Annotated in this window: 16 protein-coding genes and 1 tRNA gene; 4 read left to right on the forward strand and 13 right to left on the reverse strand. The window is 26.7% G+C overall.

Annotation, left to right across the window (positions count from 1 at the left end):
• Positions 1-18 precede the first annotated feature (18 nt).
• Genes EXC37_RS01910 through EXC37_RS01920 form a run of 3 tightly spaced genes read left to right on the forward strand, consistent with a single transcriptional unit; the run spans position 19 to position 4,712 of the window.
• Complete coding sequence (locus EXC37_RS01910) at positions 19-2,226, forward strand: ATP-dependent helicase (RefSeq protein ID WP_029891769.1); 2,208 nt, start codon at positions 19-21, stop codon at positions 2,224-2,226.
• A complete protein-coding gene (locus EXC37_RS01915) occupies positions 2,227-3,825 on the forward strand; it encodes an MHO_4530 family protein (RefSeq protein ID WP_029891770.1) in 1,599 nt (532 codons plus the stop codon).
• 14 nt (positions 3,826-3,839) lie between these two features.
• The gene (locus EXC37_RS01920; RefSeq protein ID WP_029891771.1) at positions 3,840-4,712 is read left to right on the forward strand and encodes a DegV family protein; all 873 of its coding nucleotides are present in this window, start codon (positions 3,840-3,842) and stop codon (positions 4,710-4,712) included.
• Between the two features lie 91 nt (positions 4,713-4,803).
• On the opposite strand, the gene EXC37_RS01925 is transcribed toward EXC37_RS01920, so the two are convergent.
• Complete coding sequence (locus tag EXC37_RS01925; protein WP_029891772.1) at positions 4,804-5,991, reverse strand: phosphoglycerate kinase; 1,188 nt, start codon at positions 5,989-5,991, stop codon at positions 4,804-4,806.
• A 158-nt stretch (positions 5,992-6,149) separates the two neighbouring features.
• On the opposite strand from EXC37_RS01925, the gene EXC37_RS01930 reads away from it, so the two are divergent.
• Positions 6,150-6,234, forward strand: a tRNA-Leu gene (locus EXC37_RS01930).
• 69 nt (positions 6,235-6,303) lie between these two features.
• Here EXC37_RS01930 and EXC37_RS01935 read toward each other — a convergent pair.
• The 12 genes from EXC37_RS01935 to EXC37_RS01990 all read right to left on the reverse strand — a co-directional run bounded on the left by EXC37_RS01935 (position 6,304) and on the right by EXC37_RS01990 (position 21,455).
• A complete protein-coding gene (locus EXC37_RS01935; protein WP_006608680.1) occupies positions 6,304-6,804 on the reverse strand; it encodes a hypothetical protein in 501 nt (166 codons plus the stop codon).
• Between the two features lie 29 nt (positions 6,805-6,833).
• Positions 6,834-7,310, reverse strand: a complete 477-nt coding sequence (locus EXC37_RS01940) for a hypothetical protein (RefSeq protein ID WP_006608681.1) — start codon at positions 7,308-7,310, stop codon at positions 6,834-6,836.
• A 196-nt stretch (positions 7,311-7,506) separates the two neighbouring features.
• Positions 7,507-8,391 carry a translation elongation factor Ts gene (gene tsf / locus EXC37_RS01945; RefSeq protein ID WP_029891773.1) on the reverse strand — a complete coding sequence of 295 codons (885 nt, stop codon included), beginning with the start codon at positions 8,389-8,391 and terminating at the stop codon, positions 7,507-7,509.
• 2 nt (positions 8,392-8,393) lie between these two features.
• Positions 8,394-9,263, reverse strand: coding sequence for a 30S ribosomal protein S2 (gene rpsB / locus EXC37_RS01950; RefSeq protein WP_006608683.1), 870 nt, complete (start codon positions 9,261-9,263; stop codon positions 8,394-8,396).
• A gap of 217 nt (positions 9,264-9,480) precedes the next feature.
• On the reverse strand, positions 9,481-10,647 hold the full coding sequence (locus tag EXC37_RS01955) for a hypothetical protein (protein WP_029891774.1): 1,167 nt from the start codon (positions 10,645-10,647) through the stop codon (positions 9,481-9,483).
• Between the two features lie 9 nt (positions 10,648-10,656).
• Complete coding sequence (locus EXC37_RS01960; RefSeq protein ID WP_029891775.1) at positions 10,657-11,922, reverse strand: hypothetical protein; 1,266 nt, start codon at positions 11,920-11,922, stop codon at positions 10,657-10,659.
• Between the two features lie 124 nt (positions 11,923-12,046).
• On the reverse strand, positions 12,047-14,446 hold the full coding sequence (locus EXC37_RS01965; RefSeq protein WP_029891776.1) for a UU173 family protein: 2,400 nt from the start codon (positions 14,444-14,446) through the stop codon (positions 12,047-12,049).
• Entirely contained in the window at positions 14,424-15,257 is an 834-nt protein-coding gene (locus tag EXC37_RS01970; RefSeq protein WP_029891777.1) for an MAGa7180 family putative nuclease, read from the reverse strand. Before EXC37_RS01970 ends, EXC37_RS01965 begins: the two co-directional genes overlap by 23 nt.
• Positions 15,258-15,485: 228 nt before the next feature.
• A complete protein-coding gene (locus EXC37_RS01975; RefSeq protein WP_029891778.1) occupies positions 15,486-17,909 on the reverse strand; it encodes an ATP-binding cassette domain-containing protein in 2,424 nt (807 codons plus the stop codon).
• Complete coding sequence (locus tag EXC37_RS01980) at positions 17,902-19,044, reverse strand: ABC transporter ATP-binding protein (protein WP_029891779.1); 1,143 nt, start codon at positions 19,042-19,044, stop codon at positions 17,902-17,904. The genes EXC37_RS01975 and EXC37_RS01980 overlap by 8 nt, the downstream gene beginning before the upstream one ends.
• A 1-nt stretch (position 19,045) precedes the next feature.
• Positions 19,046-20,311, reverse strand: a complete 1,266-nt coding sequence (locus EXC37_RS01985) for an ABC transporter permease (protein WP_029891780.1) — start codon at positions 20,309-20,311, stop codon at positions 19,046-19,048.
• Positions 20,301-21,455: an ABC transporter permease gene (locus EXC37_RS01990; protein WP_029891781.1), complete on the reverse strand. Its 1,155-nt coding sequence runs from the start codon at positions 21,453-21,455 to the stop codon at positions 20,301-20,303. Before EXC37_RS01990 ends, EXC37_RS01985 begins: the two co-directional genes overlap by 11 nt.
• Positions 21,456-21,466: the final 11 nt, after the last annotated feature.

Genomic DNA, 21,466 nt, shown 5'->3' on the forward strand with positions numbered 1-21,466 from the left:
TTGCAAAGGAGGTGACGTATGTCACGGAGGGAAAGAATTTTAAAGGATTTAAATGAAGACCAAGAGAAAGCATTAAATTATTTTGATGGACCACTTAGAATTATTGCAGGTGCAGGAAGTGGTAAAACAAGAGTTTTAACAAGAAAAATAGCTTATTTAATAAATTGTTTAGCTATTGCGCCAAGTGAAATATTAGCAGTTACTTTTACGAATAAAGCAGCTAATGAAATGAATGAAAGAGTAATGCAATATTCAAATATTGATCCACAAAATACAACTGTTGAAAAACCCGAAATTTGTACTTTTCATGCACTTTGTGCCAAAATTTTAAGAAAAGAAGCACACTTTTTAGGTTTTAAGAATGATTTTCAAATTGTTGATGAAACAGATAAAAAAACCATTTTAAATAATATTTATAAAAATCATAATCTTTCAACTCAGGAAGTCAAATACACAAGATTAATTAATTTATTTTCAATGGCTAAAAATTCTAATTTTACAAGCGATGAACTTGTTTCTGAATTAAACCAGCGTGATAATGATTTAGCTTCACGCGATTCAAATAAATTAATTGGTCAAATGTTTGATGAATATAATGCTTTTTTAAAGGAAAAAAATTGTTTTGACTTTGATGACTTAATTATTAAAGTTAATGAATTATTTAATTCTATTCCCGATGTAGCTGATTTTTGAGCTAATAAGTATTCTTATATACTTGTGGATGAATTTCAAGATACATCAAAATTGCAATATGAAATTATTAAAAAATTAAGCAGTAAAAATGCACAATTAACAATTGTTGGCGATCCAGATCAAACCATATATTCATGAAGAGGCGCTGATGTTAATTTAATTCTTGATTTTGATAAAGATTTTCCAAATACTGAAACCGTTATTCTAAAAACAAACTATCGTTCAAGTCAAAAAATTTTAAATGCTGCCAACAGTTTAATTAAATACAACAAGAAACGTTTTAGTAAAGATCTAGTTACTGATAACAACTTGGGTGAGGAAATAGAATTTAATCATGCTTTTAGTCCTGAAGCGGAAGCAAGATGAGTTGTACAAAAAATTAATGAGTTGAAGAAGAAAAAAATTCAACTAAAAAACATTGCTATTTTTTATAGATCGAATTACTATTCACGCCCTTTTGAGCAAGAATTGGAAAAAGAGGGTATTAATTACAAAGTATTTAATGGTCAAAAATTTTTCCAGAGAAAAGAAATTAAAGATGCTCTTAGTTATTTAAGAGTAATTTATGATTTTAGTGATGTGTCATTAATTAGAATTATTAATACACCTGCAAGAAAAATAGGCGACGCCACTTTAGCCAAGCTTGAAGCTTTTGCAGAAAGCAAAAATACCAACTTACTTGATGCTTTAATTACGCATACTAAAGAACTGCCTGTTACTAATACAGTTCGTAACGAAATTATTAAGTTGTTAAATTCAATCAATCGCCACCATAAAGCATTGAAAAAATATTCAATTCACGAAACTTTAAACTCACTTTTAAAAGATGTTGAATACTCTGCTTATATCAAAAACGATCCAACTTTAAAAGGTGTTGGTGAAGACAATATTAAAGAACTTTTATCTTCAATTAAAACTTGAGAAAAAAACAATAATCCGCTAGGGAAAGGAATTAAAGAATATTTAGAAGAAATTTCTCTCTTTTCGGCAGGAGATGAATATGAAATGGGAACTAATTATGTTACTTTAATGACTGTTCATTCAGCAAAAGGTTTAGAGTTTGAAAATGTTTTTCTTGTTGGAATGAATGATAAAATTTTTCCACACCGTAGATCATTATCATCAAATAATCCTGAAATCTTAGAAGAAGAAAGAAGATTGGCTTACGTTGCAATTACAAGAGCTAAAGAAAGATTGTTCATTAGTGATAGCAGAGGATTTTTCCTTGACACTAATGAACCAAAAGTGCCTTCATTTTTCATTAAAGAAATGGGCATCGATTTAGATAACAAAATTTTACAAAACCAAGAAGTAACACTTGATTTTTCAATTATTCCTGAAGAACAAATTAAAGAAATTAACAAGAATATAATTCCTGGCGATATCATCGGTCATACTTTATTTGGAGAAGGAACAGTTTTAGAAGTAGATCAAGATAAAATTAGAGTTCAATTCGCTGGAAAAATAGGAATTAAAACTTTAAGCAAAAACCACAATGCAGTAAGACTTTTAAGCGCTAATAAAGAGGATTAGATGAACTCAACTTCAATTATTTTAATTTCTCTAGCAGTAATAATTTTAATTACTTTAATTTTCACTAGTATTTTTATCTTGCTTGGAAAATTAAAACAAGTTACAACAAATGGCCTTATTATTTTTAGAATTGATAATGAAAGAAAAACTATTGTTAGATTAAGTTCAACTAAGATGAGTAGTCAAACTAATTTTGATTCCACTAAATTGGGTATTGAAATGAGTAAATATTATGATCTAAATAGTTTTTTGTCCTTTTTTAAAGATGAAATAAGAAATCAAATTGTAAAATTTTTAGAAGAAAATGAAAATAATGAAAACATTATTACGTTTTATGGCCATTTACAAAAGGATAATATTACTAATTTATCTACTAAACGCTTGTTTAATTTACTAAAAATCAAAAAATTCCATGAAAATATTCATCTTAAAATTTTTAGAAGTAAAGAAGATAATAAACTTTATTGCTCTCTTTATTGAAATTTAAAGGTTAAAAATCAAGAGAATAATAAATTTCAAAAACTTGAAGATTTCAATAATTTAGTAGAAAATGTTCATGAAAATTTTTTGATTTCAATCGCTTTGGAAATTAAGCAAGAATACTTAATTAAAGATATAAATGATAATTTTATAAACAAGATTATTACTTTGCTTGATTTAAATAGTTATAGAGGTTTTTGAAAATTGGAAAATAATAATTTATTTATCTTTCTTTCAATTAATAATGAATTAAAGCTAAAAAAATTGAATAAATTATTAAGTAATAAATGTAATATTTTCAATAATACCCAACTTTTTAAGTTTTACATTAATAAACTTGTTTATTCAAATAGTTTAAAACTACAAAATTCAAATGATTTAGAAGAATTAAAAATTAAAATTCAATTCTTGATGCTTAATTATAAAAAAAGCAGTAGTTGATTATTAAATCAATCATTTGACGAATATCAAGCATTTAAAGACGAATTAAAATATTTTGAAACAAAAATTAACCATTTAGATTTTATTAAAGAAGTCTATGATGTTATTAACATTCAAACTAATTTAAAAGAATCCGAAATAAACATGGCTAGAATTACTGGTTTTGATAAAGATAAAATTAATTTCTATCAAAAACAAGAATACTATCGTAACTTAGCTTTACCAAAACAAAATTCTTTTCTTCTTCAAAATCATTCTTCACAATATCCTTTAGCAGTTTTTACTAATGCATATGATTTAGAGATGAATTATGAAAAAATATACAGAAATAATTCAATGATATTAATTCTCAAAAATATTGATTCTTCTTTTAATTTGAATGCATTAAATAATTTTTTTGAAAGAAAAAACGATGATCAAGTCCAAATTGCTTTATACATCGATAAATTAGATAATATTTCATACAACTTCATAAGAAAAAACTCTATTTCATGAATTGTTATTGGTGAAAATATTTCAAAATATCTCAACTTTAACACAAATTATTATTTAAAACTTTTAAACTTTTTAGAAATTTTTAGAGATTTAAAATTTAAAATCATTTATGAAAATCTACCAGAAAAACTAGATAGAAATATTATTCAAAAATTAAATATAAAATATAAATATAATAAATAATAGTGGGGGTGAATATGAAAAAAATTGGATTCATCGTAGATTCATTCAGCTGTTTAAGTAAAGAAGAAGCTAATCAAAAAGGATTTGGTTATTTTCCTTTTAGACTTGATTTAGACGATAAAGTTTATGAAGATGGCGTAGATTTAAGTTCAAAAGATATTTTAGAAATTATTGATAAAAGTCAAGATTATAAAACTTCTTTACCTCGCCTTGACATCATGGAAGAAGTTATTTCTCAAATGTCAAAAGAATATGATGATGTAATTTATCTTCCAATTAGTTCAACTCTTTCTGGTTCGCTTTCTGCAGCTAATAATTTTAAAAGCGAGTTTTCTAATTTTCATATTTATGATAATCAATATGTTGGTGAACAATTTTTAGAAGTTATTAAATACATTAAAAGAGAATATGAAAAAGGTGTTAGTTTAGATATTATTTTTGAAAAATTAAATGACTTCCAAAAAGACACCATCGTTTATATTCTTCCTCTTAACTTAAATTATGCTATTAAAGGTGGAAGAATTTCAGGTGTAAAGAAATTTTTATTAAAAGCCTTTTCAAAAGTAAAATTAGTTCCTTTTATTAAATTTGCAAATTCACAAAATTCAACTGCGGGAATTGCAAGAGGAACTAAAGGTGCAATTATTCAAATTGTTGAAAAAATAATAGATTTTACAAACCTTAAAAACATTGATGAAATTAACCAAAAATATAATCTTTACTTTATTCATGGTTTAGATCAAGAATTTAACCAAATGGTGCTTAAAATAGTTAAAGAAACAAAATTAGAAATTAATTCAAGTAAACTAAACTCTGGAGTAATAGCAGTGCATACTGGTCCAGAAGCTATTTCTTTATCAATTATGCCCAAAATTAATCAAGACTAATTAATGACACAATAAAGTGTCATTTTATTTTAATTTTTTATTTTAAATAAAAAATTAAAAAATACTCTTTAACGAGTATTTTAAATATCAATTACTTATTTTTGATTGCTTCAATAGCAACTAAAGTACCATCTTTAATAAATTCTAGTGTGGCACCACCGCCAGTTGAAACATGACTAAAAAGATGTGTTAAATTTTCTTTTTCAATAATAGCAGCACTATCACCACCACCAACAACAGAATAAACATCCTTTAATTCTGCTATGGCATTTGCTAATCCTAAAGTACCTTGTTTATAGTTCTCAAATTCAACTACACCTGCTGGTCCATTTCAAACAATTGTTTTAGCTTTTTTCATTGCTCTAGCAAATTTTTCAATAGTTTTAGGTCCTATATCCATTCCGTTATAACCATCTTGAATATCAACATAGTTAATTAGTGGTTCTGTATTTGCAAATTCTTTTGAAACTTTATAGTCAATTGGTAAAAAGACTTTTGCTTCTCCATGTGTGTTAAGAAATTCTTTGGCAAATTCCAAATTTTCCATGTCGACAATTGAATTTGCTACTTTTCTTCCTTTTGCAATTTGAAAAGTATATGCCATTCCACCAACAATGAATAAACGATCTACTTGGTTAACCAGTTTATTTAAAACAGGAATTTTATCGCCTAATTTATTTCCTCCCACAATCGCCATATAAGGACGTTGTGGATTATTTGTCAATTTTGAAAGCATTGCCACTTCTTTTTGCATTAAATAACCCATGGCACTTTCTTTTATAAATTGTGCAATTCCTACAGTTGAAGCATTTGCTCTATGTGCGGCACCAAAAGCATCATTAATGAAAATATCACCAAGAGAAGCTCAATATTTTCCAAGTTCTAGATCATTTTTGGTTTCTGCTTTGTTGTTTAAATCTTCAAATCTTGTGTTTTGAACTAATAAAACTTCTCCATTTTTTAATTTTTGAATAGCAGCTTCTAAGTTTTCTCCCTTTGTTTCTCTTACAAAAAGTACTGATTGTTTAAGAAGTCTTGATAATTCAACTGCTACAGGAAAAAGATCTTTTTCTATCAAATCTTTTTCTTCTTTTACTCTTCCTAGGTGTGAAAAAATAACTAATTTAGCATTTGAAGAAATTATTTTTTGAATTGTTGGTAATGATTCAACAATTCTTTTATTTGACATAATAATTCCTTTATTCATTGGAACATTAAAATCGGTTCTTAATAAAACTACTTTGTTTTCTAAAGTTAAATCATCAATTGTTTTTTTCATATTATTCCTCCTATAGTCATAATATTGCCGTTAAATAATTATATATAAAGACTTCTTTTTTATTTGTGATAAAGCCAACAAAAAAAGAAATTTAATTAGAAAATAAGTTTAATTATTTAATAAGTAAATTTTGCTTTGTGGTAAAATTTATTAGCAATGCCCGAGTGGTGAAATTGGCAGACACGCTAGACTAAGGATCTAGTGGAGCGATCCGTGCAGGTTCAAATCCTGTCTTGGGCACCATATCAGTAATGTACCGAAATTTCCGTTAAGGAAATTTTTATTTTTTAAAAAATTATGGCAAGCCATAATTTAAATATAAGTAAAAATTAGGGTTAAAAGAACAAAAAAGCATCCTATTCCAACTAAAGTGTAAAAACTTAAACGATAAATTTTATGATCTAATTTATTTTTTTGCTCTAAAGTTTTTAAATTCTTTTCCATATTTTGAATTTTGATTTTTTGTTCTAATGAATTACCTTTATTTTTTTCTTCCATGATACGAACTTTTAAAATTTGGATTTTTCTACTAGTACGATGTTTTAAATATGATGTTCCAAAACCATAAGTAATTAAAACTGGTACTAATCCTCCCGCTATATATGTTGCACCAACTCCTAAAAAAGTATCGGCAAGTGTTGAATTAAGATCTTTTTTTACTATTTCGAAGCTTTTTGTTTCTTTATTATAAATTAAAGTAAGAAAAATACTCAAACCGATTACTAAAGTTAAGAAAACAACTATGAAAAAGTAAATTAAGTAACCTTTACTAAAACCATCTTTGAAAGTTTTTTTTCAATGTTTGATAATCATATAAATAATTGTAATTGAATAAACATTTTTTAGTTTTTATTTTTCACTTTTTTAATCATTACTAATTTTGGTAAATTAGTTTTGGAATTTAATTTATCGCTAATTTTGTTAACTACTTCTAATTGATTTTGAATTCCTAAATAAGGTAAAGTTTTTATTTGATTATTATCATTTACAACTTTACTTTTTAAATCGAAATAATCAATTTTAAAAATAGTTCGCAAATCAACGAATTTAGCTAAATCAATGGTAGTTAATTCGCCATTTTCATTTAATCCTTCATTTTGTTTAATAAGCACAAAATCTTGTTCGTCTATTGAACTATCACTAAGTTCTTTTAAACAAGATACAAAGAACACATAATTTTCATCTTCAGCAATTAAAACTAAGATGTTAGATTTTAATTTCTCTCCTTTTACTTTTGTTAGAAAATCTTGATTTAATAAAATTGGTTTTAAAACAGGTAGTGCTGTTCCATAATTTTGATTTAATTGATAATTTTCCATATTTAAATCTTAAAATTTTTAAAGTTCTTTTAGTCTTTAATTTGTTTTAAAATAAAAGTCATTAGTCTTAGTTAATTTTTTTACTAATTCTTCTATGAAATAATCTTAAACAACTAATTAATCACTGTTAATTATTTGTGAATTATTAGATAAAAAAAATAACTTCCAAGAAAGTTATCTTTTTTAATTTGCTTAATTAGTTTGAATTCATTTGTGCAGCAACTTCAGCAGCAAAGTCAGTAACAACTTTTTCAATACCTTCACCAACTGCATAACGTGTTGCGGCTGTTAATTCTGAGTTGTGATTTGCTAAGTATTTTTCAATAGTTAAAGAATCTTCCATCATGAAAGCTTGTTTAACTAATACAATTTCACCTAATTTTTTGTCTAATGAACCTTGAAGAATTTTTTCTTGAATTTGTGCTGGTTTGTTTTCAAAACCAGCTGGTTTAACAAATTCTGCTTTAAATGTTTCAATTCTTTCAACAGGTACTTCGTTAACAAAAACATATTCAGGTTTCATTGCGGCTGCATGCATTGCAACGTTTCTTGCAATTTCTTCATTTGAACCTTTTACTTTTACAATAGCAGCGATTTGACCATTAATGTGAACAAATGAACCTAATGTTTCGCCTTCACTAGCTTCAACTACAGTAAATCTTCTGAAAGTAATTTTTTCACCAATAGTTGCAGTTAAATTTTCAGCTAATTCAGCAACAGTTTCTTTGCCATTAATTACAACGGTATTAGCATCAACACCATTTGCAACATTAGCAGCTAATAAACCTTGAGCAATTGCATTTGTTGCTTCTTTAAATTTTTCATTTTTAACCACAAAGTCTGTTTCGCAGTTAACTTCAACAATAATAGCTTTTTTATTGTTGCCAGCAATTGCTACCAATCCTTCAGCTGAAACTCTGCCAGCTTTTTTAGCAGCTTTGATTTTTCCATTACTTTTTAATCAAACAATTGCTTTTTCAACGTCTCAGTCAGAAGCTTCTAAAGCTTTCTTAACATCAACCATTCCACCGTTTGTTCTTTCACGAACTTCTTTAATTAAAGCTAATTTATCAAGAGCCATAATTATTCACCTCTCTCTTCAACTTTTTTAGCTTCTCTATTTGCTGATTTTGTGTAAGTTGGTTTTTCTTTTCTTTCTGATTCGAATTTTGGTAAAACAACTAATTCATCATCTTGATAAGCATATTTAGCTTTTCCGCCACGTGCAGTAGCAATAGCATCAGCTAAAAGAGTAATAATTAAATTAATACTTTTAGCTGAATCATCATTGGCAGGAATACCAAAGTCTACTGAATCAGGATCAGCATTTGAGTCTAAAATACCAATAACTTTAACACCTTTTTTACGTGCTTCTTTAATTGCAATTTCATCTTCAATTGGATCAGCAACAATCATGAAGTTAGTGGTTCCTTGCATTTTTCTAATACCTTCAAGATTTAATTGTAATTTTGCAAGTTTTTTCTCTAATTCAAGAGCTTCTTTTTTAGTACGATTTGGAAAACCTTCAGCAGCTTGTTTTTCTAATTCTTCCATGGTTTTTACACGTTTTGAAATAGTTGCAAAGTTGGTGAATGTTCCACCTAATCAACGTTCTGTTACATAGAAACTATTTGTTCTAAGAGCATTTTCTTTAATAGTTTCTTTAGCTTGTTTTTTAGTACCAACAAAAATAAATGTGGTACGTGGATTTGAAGCCATTTTTGAAAGAAGTTTATAAATAAATTCTAAACGTTTCACTGTTGATTGTGTGTCAATAATGTGAATTCCACGTTTAGTTTGAGGCAATAAGAAATCTTTCATTTTTGGATTTCATTGGCTTGATTTGTGGCCAAAATAAGTTCCTGCTTCTAATAATTTATCTCTTGAGATAATTGGTTTTACTTTTTCTTCAACTTTAGGAGTTGAAGTTGTTTGTTTTAATTCTGTTGACATATTTAATTTGTATCCTTTAGTTTGTTAGTCTTCCCATTGTTTCTAACACCTAGCACTTTTTCTCAAAGCACACCCAAGTGAATCCGCAATAGTGTGTTATAAATTTGATCAAATTTGAATTTTAAAAATTCTTTAATATTTTATATTAAAAGTTTAAAAAACTTATTTTATTTTTTTAAAAAAATAAGTCACTTATGTGACTTATTAATTTAGTTAACTATATTTGTGATTTTAATTCTTGGTTTCTTTTTTCATATGATCTTTTCTTAATCATCACTACTGCAGTAAGAATTAAAAGAATTACTAACAATGTTAAAAGAATCACATAAACTCAAAATAATGAGTTTCTTTGCGCACCTTTAACTTCTTCATCAGTAGCTTGACCTAAAGCAATCATTTCTTTTAATTTAGTATCTAAATTATTAACTGATGTTTCAATATTGTTTGGATCTAAAGTTACATCAATAGCATTGTCTTTTAAAATTGTATTTACTTGTTGTAAAAATTCATCACAAGCTGCTTTTGTTTCTTCATCATTGTGTAATTTAGTTAATAATGAGATTAATTCACTTTTACTTGTACCAAATCATGCACTATCACTTGCAGTTTCTGCATTATTTGTGTTGTGTGTTTCGTTAATTGTATCAACTTTTTCAGTATATGATTTTGAACTATCTGCAGCTGTTTTTAATAAAGTAATGTATTTATTTAAATCTTGGATAATGTGTTTAAGATCATTAGATTTTCTTTTTGAAATTGCTGCAGTTGTTGTTGCTGCAATGTCTGAAGAAACTTTAGCAACATAAATTGTGTATGAATCAACATTTGTATATGCTTCTGGTGTTCTGAAAGGCTTTAATTTTTCATCAATTGTTTCAAGTAAAGTTTTGTAATTTTTAAAATACACTTCTTGATATGCCAATTGTTTTTCATCCAAAGTATTTATAGTAGCTAAAGTATCAACTACATCTTTAGAAATAGCTAATAATGCATCTTTTCAGTTACTTAACATCGTTGACATGTTAGCTAATAATTTGTATTCTTCTCAAGTTGATTCTCATGATTTATCTTTTGTTTTGAATGCTTCTATAAAATTGCCAAATTTGGTAACTTCGGCTTTATATGTCTCAACAAAACTTTTAATTTTATCAAAACCTAAGAAAGTAGATATTTGACTATTTTCAGTTTTCTCAATTAAAGTTTTAATAGTTTCATCAAAATATTTTGAAAAACTTTCTAATTCAGTTTTTTGTTCTAATAAAGCACCAACATTTTGTTCTTGATATTCGCTAAGATTTGATGGAGCAGCTGATAAAGCAACTAAAGGTAAAATTGCAGCAGATGAAGCAGTTAAAATTCCAATAAATTTATTTTTTAATTTCATAACTACCTCCTAAGCTGATTGTCCTTCTAATTCTTTGTTTGCTTTTTGTAAGTTTCTTGTTTTTTTCAATTGAACCAATAAAATTACAACAATAACAAGTAGAACTGCTGAAATTCCAACTACTGTTCAAATTTCATTTAATCTTCTTGTGTAAGCTTCTCTAATTCCATCTGCATTTTCTTTTGTTTTTAATAATTCATTAAGTTTTTCTCTTAAGTTTGCCAATGAATTTTCTTTATCATCTGGATTAATAGTAACATTTAAGTGATTTGCTTCTAAAACTTTATTAACTTCTGCAAATAAATGTTTTTTATTTGCTAATTTATCTTCAACTAATTTGATTTCACTTAATAATGAAATTAATTGTTCTTTACTTTTTGCAAATCAAATTGAATCAGTATTTTTTGAATCTTGTGTTTCATCTGATTTAACATTGTGAAATGCTTCAATAGCATTCACTTTTTCTTCATATGTTTTATTTTCATCTACAGCAATTTTAAGAATTGAAACATAAGTGCTTAAATCATCAATAATATTATTGATGTCATTTTGTTTTCTTGTGTTAATTGCTGTTGTGATTTGTTCAGCTAATTTGATAGCTGACATTTTGATTTCATCTGTATATGAATCAACAGTTGTAAAAGTTTCTAGCATTTTAAATGCTTTTAAATCACCTGAGGCTAATTCTTGATCAATTTTATCAATAACAGCTTTAAAGTTATTAAAATAAGTTCCTTTGTAATCAATTTGTTCTGCATCTAAAGCAGTTAAAAAATCATATGTTTCAAGAGCATCTTTAGAAATTCTATATAAAGCATCTCTTCAACTTTCTAAAATACGTCCCATGTTTTCTAATTTTTTTGCATATTCAGAAGTTGTGCTATCACTTGCTTCTTTACTTTGATATTCTTTAATAAATTGATCAAATTTATTATTTTCCGCTTTAAACTGTTCTACTCATTTATTTAAAACACTAAAACCAAGATATTTAGTTTTATTTGACGAATTAATAAAAACTTTAGTGTTTTGTTCAAAATAATCTATTAATGCATCAAAACTTGATTTTAATTGCAAAAATTTACCAATTTCATTAAATTGAGTTGTTTTCGTATCTTTTGAAGTTGTTTCTTTTTCAATAGCCGGATCCACCAATTCTTCTAGATCTTCTGTTCCTTCTTTTTCTTCTTTTTCAGAAACTGATAAAACAATTGGTAAAGCTAAAATACTCGGAATTCCAAGAATGCCAATAAGTTTTCTCTTAAATTTTAATTTCATAATTTCTCCAATTAATTTTTTATATATCTACCACTTATTACTAATACTAAAGTTTATTAATTAAATTAATATTAGTGTGACATATAAATATTTAAAATTATATTAGAATATATAAACTTTGCAATTAAATACTATTAGTTTTTATTTTTAATTTGTAAGTATTTTTATCAAACTCAATTATTTCATTATCTTTAAGTTTGTACATCAAAGTTTCAAAATTTTTAAAAACATTATTAATAAGAAAGACAAAAAATGAAAAAGTTACTAACATTGCAACCACGTCATTTTGACAATATTCTTTTAAATTTTCAGTAATTTTTGCTCATTCATTATCTAAAATTACACCATTATAGCGATTAATAGCTGCTTGCATTGCTAAGGTTCCATTTTTAATTTCTAAATCTTTATATTCTTTGAAAAACTCACTATATCTAAGTTTTAGATTATTTTTGGTAATTAATTTTTCAATATTTTTGATACTTTTTTTGCCTAAAAGTTCATAGATAAAAAAGTTTTTGTTTACTTTCTTTTCTCCAAAAGCATATATTTTGCTTGCAAATGCATTTTGTGTATATTTTGCTGGGTCTAATGATAAACTATGTTCTATTTCATTAGAATGACGATTTTGATAATGGATGAAATTATTAGTAATTTCAAAACAAAAATGATCAAAAATTTGACTAGATTCAAGAAAATCTTTTAAATCTAGCGTATTAGAATTTATATGGTTAACAATTTCTCAAAAATCACTAGCTGTGAAAATGTTATATTTTTTTAAACCTTCTATAATTTCATGTTTTTGATAAAAAAACGCATTTTCTACAGCTTCAGCAATCTCTTTATTTCGTGTATTTTCATAAGTTTTATTATAAACAATGTAAAAATCCGCTTTATTGCTATAAACTTCAATAATATTATCTACTATATCTAACAAAGTTATTCCTAATGGATCTTTGACAATATTTTTGCAATATTCACCTTTTTTATAGATAATTTCTCCATTAATTGTTTCAATAATGGATACTTGGTTTGTAATTTGTCGATAAGGAGCAAAACCATCTAAAATTGGAGTAATTGCTGAAACACCTTCATAGTCATATCAAATATATCGTTTATCTTGCTTTAGATATTTACTTACTTCATATAAAGCACCTAAAGAAAAATGATTAGGAATTTTTTTAAGATTATTTACATATGCTGAAAAGTCATCAACATATTGTTGATTGAAGGGAAGTTTTGAGCTTAATTTTAAAATACCGGGACTAAATTGATTCTTAGAACCTAGTATTTTAAATAAAATTTGATTTTTTAGTTTATTGTTGCGACCATAAAATTGGTGAAAATCTTCATCTAAAATTAATTCATGATTTTTATTAAAATAAGTTGGTAAATTTTCAAAATAACCTTCAATTATTTTGTTTATATGTTGGTCAAAATTTCCGAATTCGCCTTCTTCAGAATACAATTCAAATTTAGAAGAAAATTCTACTTTCGGATCTAAATCATTTTTATTTACTGTTTTAAATTTAATTTTACCTAATGGTTTTTCTTCATAAATTGCTTGCATGAAAGTGTATTTAGGTAATATGAACTTTGAATTTTGATAAATTTGACCGTTATTAATTAATTTTATTCAATTTCATTTTTCTTCTTTGTAAGTTTGAGGGGTCTTAACTTTAGATGAAAAGGCACTTGATTTACTTTTTTTGCTTAAACCGGGATTAGCAGCTTCACTTATTGTAAATTGAATTTCACCTTGTTTAATATTGTTTGCATTAGCATCAAAAAGAATCATTTGAATAGATTTAACAGGTAGATTGTTATATTTAGCTAATTGGTATATTCAATTGGCTTGTAAATAATCTGTTACGTTATTTCAATCTTTAAATTTTGCTAAATAGATAGTATGGTTTTTTTTATCATAAGCAAAAGGTGATGCTTTAAGATAAAAATTAATTAATTCTGTGCTTAATTCCACTGTTTTATAGTTATATATGAAAACTGGATTAATAATGTAATTAATTTTGTCATCTTGTAAAATCTTTTCCATTTCTTCTTTTAACATATCTACTTTTTGTAAAGTATTTAAAAAATAAATATTTTCTTGATTAGTCAAATTTCAAATCTTATAAATCAAAAAATTGGTTAATTGCTCATTAACTTTATCAAAAATTAACTTATCTGATCGTTGACTATAATCTCAATTTTTGTCTTCAGCTTGCTCAAAAATACGATTTCATATTTTTTCTGCTCTTGCGGAATCATCATCTTCTTCATCCTCTTCATCATCTAAAGAGGCATCAAAAAAATCAAATTCAAAATTACTTTTTTCGTCTTTGAATAAGCTTTCATCGTCATATAACTTTAAACCATTAATGTCATATTGAGGAATTTTATAAGTTACATTGTCACTTTCTTTTTTTTCTCAAATGAAATAAGGCTGCATAATATATGAATTAAAGTATTTTTTAAAATTTATAGTCACGTTTTTTATTTCTTTACTACTCAAAATTAATGTCCTCATCTATTTTTCCCATTGTTTTTCATTTGTTAAATAATTCTCTTCATTCTTCTTCATTGTGACATTTTAAATATTCGACTTGATCATTGTCTCGTGGTAAACGATAAACAGGTGATATTCCTAATTGCGTGTAATTAGTTCAAAATTTCTTTACTTCATTTATGTCATCCTGAGCCATCTCTTTATTAACTTTAAAAGTAAACATATCTGTTTGTTTTTCGAAATCAACATTGTCATAATCATAATAGTCGTTTTCTTCAAGAAAAGTTCCTACAATTGAATAATAATCATAACCCAATAAATAAGCATAAAGTTGAGCTTGTTTTTTGTAGTCTTCTGGTAAATTACCAGCTCTTCATGCATCTCTTTTTTTCTTACCGACTGCTTTTAATTCTAACACTAACTTTCTTGAGGGTATTAAACCATCAGGCACTCCCCCAATAATTCGATCATTTTTAAAATAATCATATCCTACTTCCGCTGCTTCAATGTGCTTGATTTCATCATTTTGAAACTTTTGCTGTAAAAATTCAATAACTTTTGGTTCTAATGCAACCCCAGCATTGATGTATTTCATTTGTAAAGGCGGAAGATTTAATCTTGCAATAAAACAAAAAGCTAAAAAAGGGCTTTTAAAAGCATCTGTTTGAAAAATGTTGCCAATTGAAGAACCACCAAATTTTTTAAATCTTTGCATTATTTTAGTATCGTCTAAAAGTTGGTAATGATATTGCGGGCTAAGTGTTAAAACTTGTTTTTTTTCATCTAAAAAATATTCTTGACCATTATAAGCTCTTTTTTTAAAAGATGGCATGTTTCTCCTTATTTATAGGTTATTTGGTTAAAAGAAAATAAATGTTTTAATGAATGGTTACTTTAATTATATAGTACTTTATTAAATCTTGAACTAGTGCATTCAAATGTCTATTTTTATTTATTCTAATTGTAAAACTTTCTTAAGGTTTAAAAAGAGAACAAAACAAAAATAAAAAAAGCGTCAATTAACGCTTTTTTGGATTATTAATTAATTTTGGAGAAAAAATTAATTGTTTTTGTTAACATTTGAAATTCACTTATTAACCTGTGATTTAGTTCCATAAACATAATGTTCCTTTTCAACTTCATAGTTGTGAGGAATTTGAGGAAATTGTTGTTCTTCTAAGTAGTCGAGATCAAATGAAACATTTTGGAATTTTTCATTTGCATTTGAAATTTTTGGAATTGCTTTAAATAAGTTAATTGTGTAAGGATGATAGGGTTGCGCGTAAATTTTTTCAGTTTTACCATGTTCCACAATTTTACCGAGGTGCATAATTTGAACATTATCCGCAATATATTCAATCATTGATAAATCATGTGCAATGAAAATAAGTCCAATATTTTTCTCAACACATAAGTCTTTTAACAAATTAACCACTTGTGCTTGAATTGAGATATCTAAAGAAGCGATTGGTTCATCAGCAACAATAACTCTTGGTTGAGTAATTAAAGCCCGAGCAATAACAATTCTTTGTAATTGACCACCTGAAAATTCATGCGGATAACGATAAGCAAATTGTTTTAGTAAACCAACATCTTCTAAAGCTTTATAAATTGTAGTTTTATAAAGTAGATTTGCAATCTTCATTTTTGCAAATGGGATTGAATATCTACTATCAAAGAAGTTATAAACTTTTTGTCATTTTTGATTACTATAGTTTTCTGCCTCACTATTAGTATTTTGTTGATTATTAACTAAGTTTTTGTCAACTCATTTTTGATTTACACCTAAAAGAATGTAAATGTTATTAATATCTTTTTTAAGATATTTTCTTTCAATATGGAATGATTTTAAAGTATCTTCTCTAGTTAATAAATCTGATTTGTATGATTTAAGAACTGTTTCAATTGTCTTATTATCTTGATTTGGATTATTTTTTATAGACTCTTCAATAAATTTAAAGTATTGTTCTTTAACCTTGGCAAATTCTTCATTACAGAAAGTTTGCAAAGCAACTAATTCTTCATATTTAGTTTTAGCTGCTTTAATTTCTTCACTTAAATAAATAATTTTTTCTTTAAATGATGAAAGATAGTTTAAACGATCTTGAGCATAATTACTTTTAGCTTCTTCCAATTGACCTTTAGCTAAATTAAGTTGTTCTTGGGTAATTTCTGGAGTGGTATTTTCTTTAACAATTTTTTCTAAAACTTGAATTTTTTCTTTAAAATCTTCGTCTTTTTGAGCAAATTTTTGTTCTTGTTTAGTTGATTTATTAGCATATTTACCATGATCAAAAGCAAAATTCTTTTGAATAATTTCAGTTAGCACTTTTTTAAGTTGTTTTTGATATGGGACTTTATCTAAAAATTGTTCATAAAATTTTTTGTTGTAAGTATCTAATTCATTGATTAGCTCTCTAATTTCATCATAGTTTAGATATTGACAATCATTAATTAATTTTTTCAAGACAAATGCTCTATTTTGATATAAAAGTTCATTTTTATAGTTGTATAAGTAAAAATTTAAATCACTTGTCATTAAACGACTTAAATTAATTAAAGATTTTTCATTTTTTGATTCAATAATGAAATTATGAATTACATTTCTAGCATTTTTGACAAATTCTTTTTGTTCTTTAAGAAAAGTTTTGTATTCTTTTAAAGTTTTACTCAAATCTTCTTGAGCTTTGAATGCTGAAGATGACATTTTTGCTAATTTTTCTTGATGAGCCAAATGTGTTTGTGCTTTTTCTAAAGCTAAATCAACTTGTGGCAATTTTTTACTACGGTATTGTTTTTGAATTTCATAATAATATTCAATCAATTTATTTGTATTTGAATACATGTTATTGATAATAACACTTTCAACTTGTTGTTTTTCATCTAGATAGCTGAAAAATGAGTTGAAATTATCATCAAAATCTAAATCTTCCTGAAATTTAAAATTGCTAAAAGTATTTTTTCATCTAGTAAAAAGTGGTTCAGCCAACTTATTAATTTCAACTAAATTAGCTAATTCTAATTCCATAGCTTTAATTTGGAATTGATATTTGAAAGCTTTTTTAACTTTTAATCAGTCTTTAAAAATATCGCTAATTCTTTCTTTAATAATTCCATTAACTAATAAAGGTTCTTTTAAAATTGTAAAAATATTTTGTTGACTATTCAATGAAGCATGTGGATCTTGAAAAATCATTTGCACATTTTTGTGTAAAAATTTTTTCAAGCTATTTGAAATTTTCTTACCAGAAATAATTTTGCCATCTAATCTTACAAACCCGTTGAATTCATCGTAAAGTCTAAGAATAGTACGCCCAACTGTGGTTTTTCCTGAACCAGATTCTCCAATTAAACCGACAATTTCTCCCTCATGAACGTCAAAAGATACTCCATCAACAGCTTTGTTTATAAAGCCTTGATTAACAAAGTATTTTTTTAAATTATCAATTGATAAAATAACTTTTCTTTCACTTTTATTATTCATAATCTTTAAAGGCATCCTTAAATAATTTTAAACGTTTTAATAAATCATCTGAGAGAGTAACTTTTGGCGCATCTGGATGTAATAATCAAGTTGCAGCACTATGTGTTTTGGTAATTGGAATAAGTGGAGGTTCTTTAATAAAATCAATTTCTAAAGCATAATCATTACGTGGAGCAAAAGGATCACCTAATGGCAAATTAGCCATATCTGGTGGAGTTCCTTTAATGTTAAATAATTTTTCATCTTTAGTTTCAGGAATAGCTGAAATTAATGCTCATGTGTAAGGATGTGCTGGTTGGGTGAAAATTTCTTTTTTTGTTCCTCTTTCCACAATTCTACCTGCATACATTACATAAATGTAATCACAGAATTTAGCAATAACTGAAATGTTGTGACTAATTAAAATAATTGCAATATTGTATTGCTGTCTAATACTTTCAAAGAGAGAAAGTACAGAAGCTTGCACAGTTGGATCAAGTGCAGTGGTAGGTTCATCAGCAATGATCACATCTGGTTTAAGTGCTACTACCATGGTAATAACAATTCTCTGTTTCATTCCACCAGAAAGAGTGTGTGGATAAGCTTTGAAAATAGCATCAGCATTTCTTAAACCAAATTGTTTAAGTAAACCAATAAGATATTCCCTTTTTTCGGTGTATTTTTTGTTTTTTCACTCACTGTTAGTATTTAATGCATCAAGTAATTGTTTACCAATTGTTCTTGTTGGATTTAATGAAGTAAGTGGATCTTGTGGAATATAGCCAATTTTTTTACCACGAATAAATTGTCAATGACTTTGTCTTTTAATTTTAGTTAATTCTAAATCATCAATTTGAATTTTATCAGCAGTAATAATTCCATTGTGATTTACATTAATTAATGTTTTTGAAGTAACCGATTTACCTGAACCGGATTCACCAACTAAACCAACAATTTGACCTTTATACACATCTAAATCTAAACCACGTACAATGTGAATAGTTTTCTTTCAACCTGTTGAGAAACTTACGTGCAAATTTCTTACTTCTAAAACTTTATTATCTGTTAACGGAGTGGTTCTAATTTTGTCATAGAAACGCTCTGTAGCAGATGTGTTATTTTTAGTTTCATAATTAAGATTTTGTTCTTGTTTCATATTATCTTCTCTTTTTCTTTGCCATAACTCTTGGATCTAAAGCATCATGAAGACCAAGGGCAATAAATGATAGTGAAAGTGAGATTGAAAGTAAGATTAAAGCTGGTAAAAGAATAATTCAGATATTTGCACCATATTCAGCATTAGCGCTAATTAATAATTGACCTAAGTTTACATCATTTGTTTCTCTAAAGAAACCAAAGAACGCAAGTGATGAAATTCAAAGAATAATACCAGGAATGCTTCTAACAAATGAATAAGCTAATTTACCAATTACAGCTGGTAAAGCATGTACAAAAACTTGTCTTGTTGTTGAAGCACCAACTGCTTTGGATGCATTAATAAATTCTTCATTTTTTACAGTAATAACATAAACTCTGGCAGTTCCAACAAATCCTGGTCATCCAACTAATGAAAGTACCACAATCAAAGTAATTTCGCTCGTTCCAAAAACAGAAACAAAAATTAAAATTCAAATAAGAGTTGGTGCTGATTCGAAAATATCAATTAAACGCATCACAATAGTATCCAATAATGATCCTGCTTTAAAACCTAATAGAGCTCCAAGAGAAATACCAATAATTGCTTGAATTATAGCAATAATTAATGAAATTTTAATTGCTCTTCAAGTTGCGTATCATGTTCTTGTTCATACATCATATTTAACTGATGTTGTACCTAATAAAGTATTTAAATCAGTTGATGCTCATAACTCATTCACTAATGATTGAGTAATTGCTACACCAGCTTCTTCTTTTTGATTCAATAAGGTAATTAAATGATTTAATCTAAAGAAATCATAAGCGTTGTAAGTGTAGTGATATTGATTTCCTAACAGTTCCCGATGAAGATTAAAACTTTTTATATTATTAACCAAATCCTTATGTTCATAGTTTTGTAAAAAGTTTGTAATTTTGTTATATGTTGCAGTAAAGTCTCCATTTGGATCTGCAATACGTTCTGCAATGGGTGCATTGTAAGGTGGTAAATCACTAGTATACGCTAAAGATGAAACTTCTTTATTAGGGCTAAATGAAGATGTGGCCGGAATTATTAATGACATTATGATTATTGTAAAAAAGACTATAACAGAAATAATGACAGCTGGATTAGTAAAAAATCTCTTAACAATTTCAACCCCTAATTTTTTTGGTTTTCCTGCGATAGAAGAAGATTTTTGAGCATCAGATTGAGCTAATTTAACTTTTAACGCTAAATCTTGATTTAATTTGTATTTTTGATTAAATTCATTAACATTAAGCGCCATTAACCCCTCCTTGCTTTGTTATTTGTGTAGCAAATAATTCTTTTTCTAATTTTCTTCTTTCTAAATAAGCTTTGAAAAACATTGTATAGTTACGTTTTGATTTAGAAGTATAAGTAATTCTTGGGTCAAGAATTAGATATGCTAAATCAACTAAAATAGCTGCAAATAAACCAATTAATGTAAAAAACAAGGTTGAAAACATTATGACATTAATTTCTCCTGTTGAGAAACCATTTAAAATAACTTGACTTGTTCCTTTAATTCCTCAATATTGTTCAATAATCACTGAACCTGAAAGAAGACCTAAGAATGAACCAAAAATTAAACCAAATAGTGGTATGAATGAATTTCTAAGTACATATTTAAAGAAAATTTGAGTTTCACTTAATCCTTTTGTTTTAGCAATTAAGACATAGTTAGAAGTTAACACAGTTATAACCATATTTCTTGTTAAAATCACCCCTCCTGCAAGTGATGACAGAGTTGAGACAATAATTGGAGGTAAATAAGCAACAAAAATAGTTCCAAAACTTTCATCTTCAAAACGAGGCACTACTGGTAGAATACCTAATTTAACTCCTATGGCAATAGCTAAAGGAGCAATAATGAAAGATGGTAAAGCTACAAAAATTAAAACAAATACGTTAATTGATGAATCAATCAATTTCCCACGTTTATAGCCAGCAAAAATTCCTAATCCAATTCCTATTACTAATGAAAGTAGCATACTTGGCAGAGTGATAAATGTTGTATTTCGTAAAGGTATAAAGAATAATTGTGGTAATGTTCTATATTGCTCAGGGTCTGGATTATTAGCTGGGTTGAGAACATCACCAAACTCTCCACGGAAAACGCCTCCAATGTATGCAAAATACCTGATTAACACAGGTATTTTGGCTCCAGGAATACTATTTCCGCCAGCATCAATCACAGCGTATCTAATGCCTCTTTCTAATTCTAAATTTTGAAGATAGGCATCAAATGTTAAGTTGGGATTATTTCTGCTGATTTTTGGATATTCAGCTTCTGCGTATGATCTAAGAGGATTACTCCCAAAAACAGATACAAGCACATATACAAAAATGGAAATAACAATTAATGTGAGAATTGCAAATGCAATTCTTTGAAAAATGTATTTTAACATTAGTTAAAAAT

Origin of the sequence: Mycoplasmopsis columbina (assembly GCF_900660685.1) — a bacterium.
GTDB lineage: Bacteria > Bacillota_I > Bacilli_A > Mycoplasmatales > Metamycoplasmataceae > Mycoplasmopsis > Mycoplasmopsis columbina.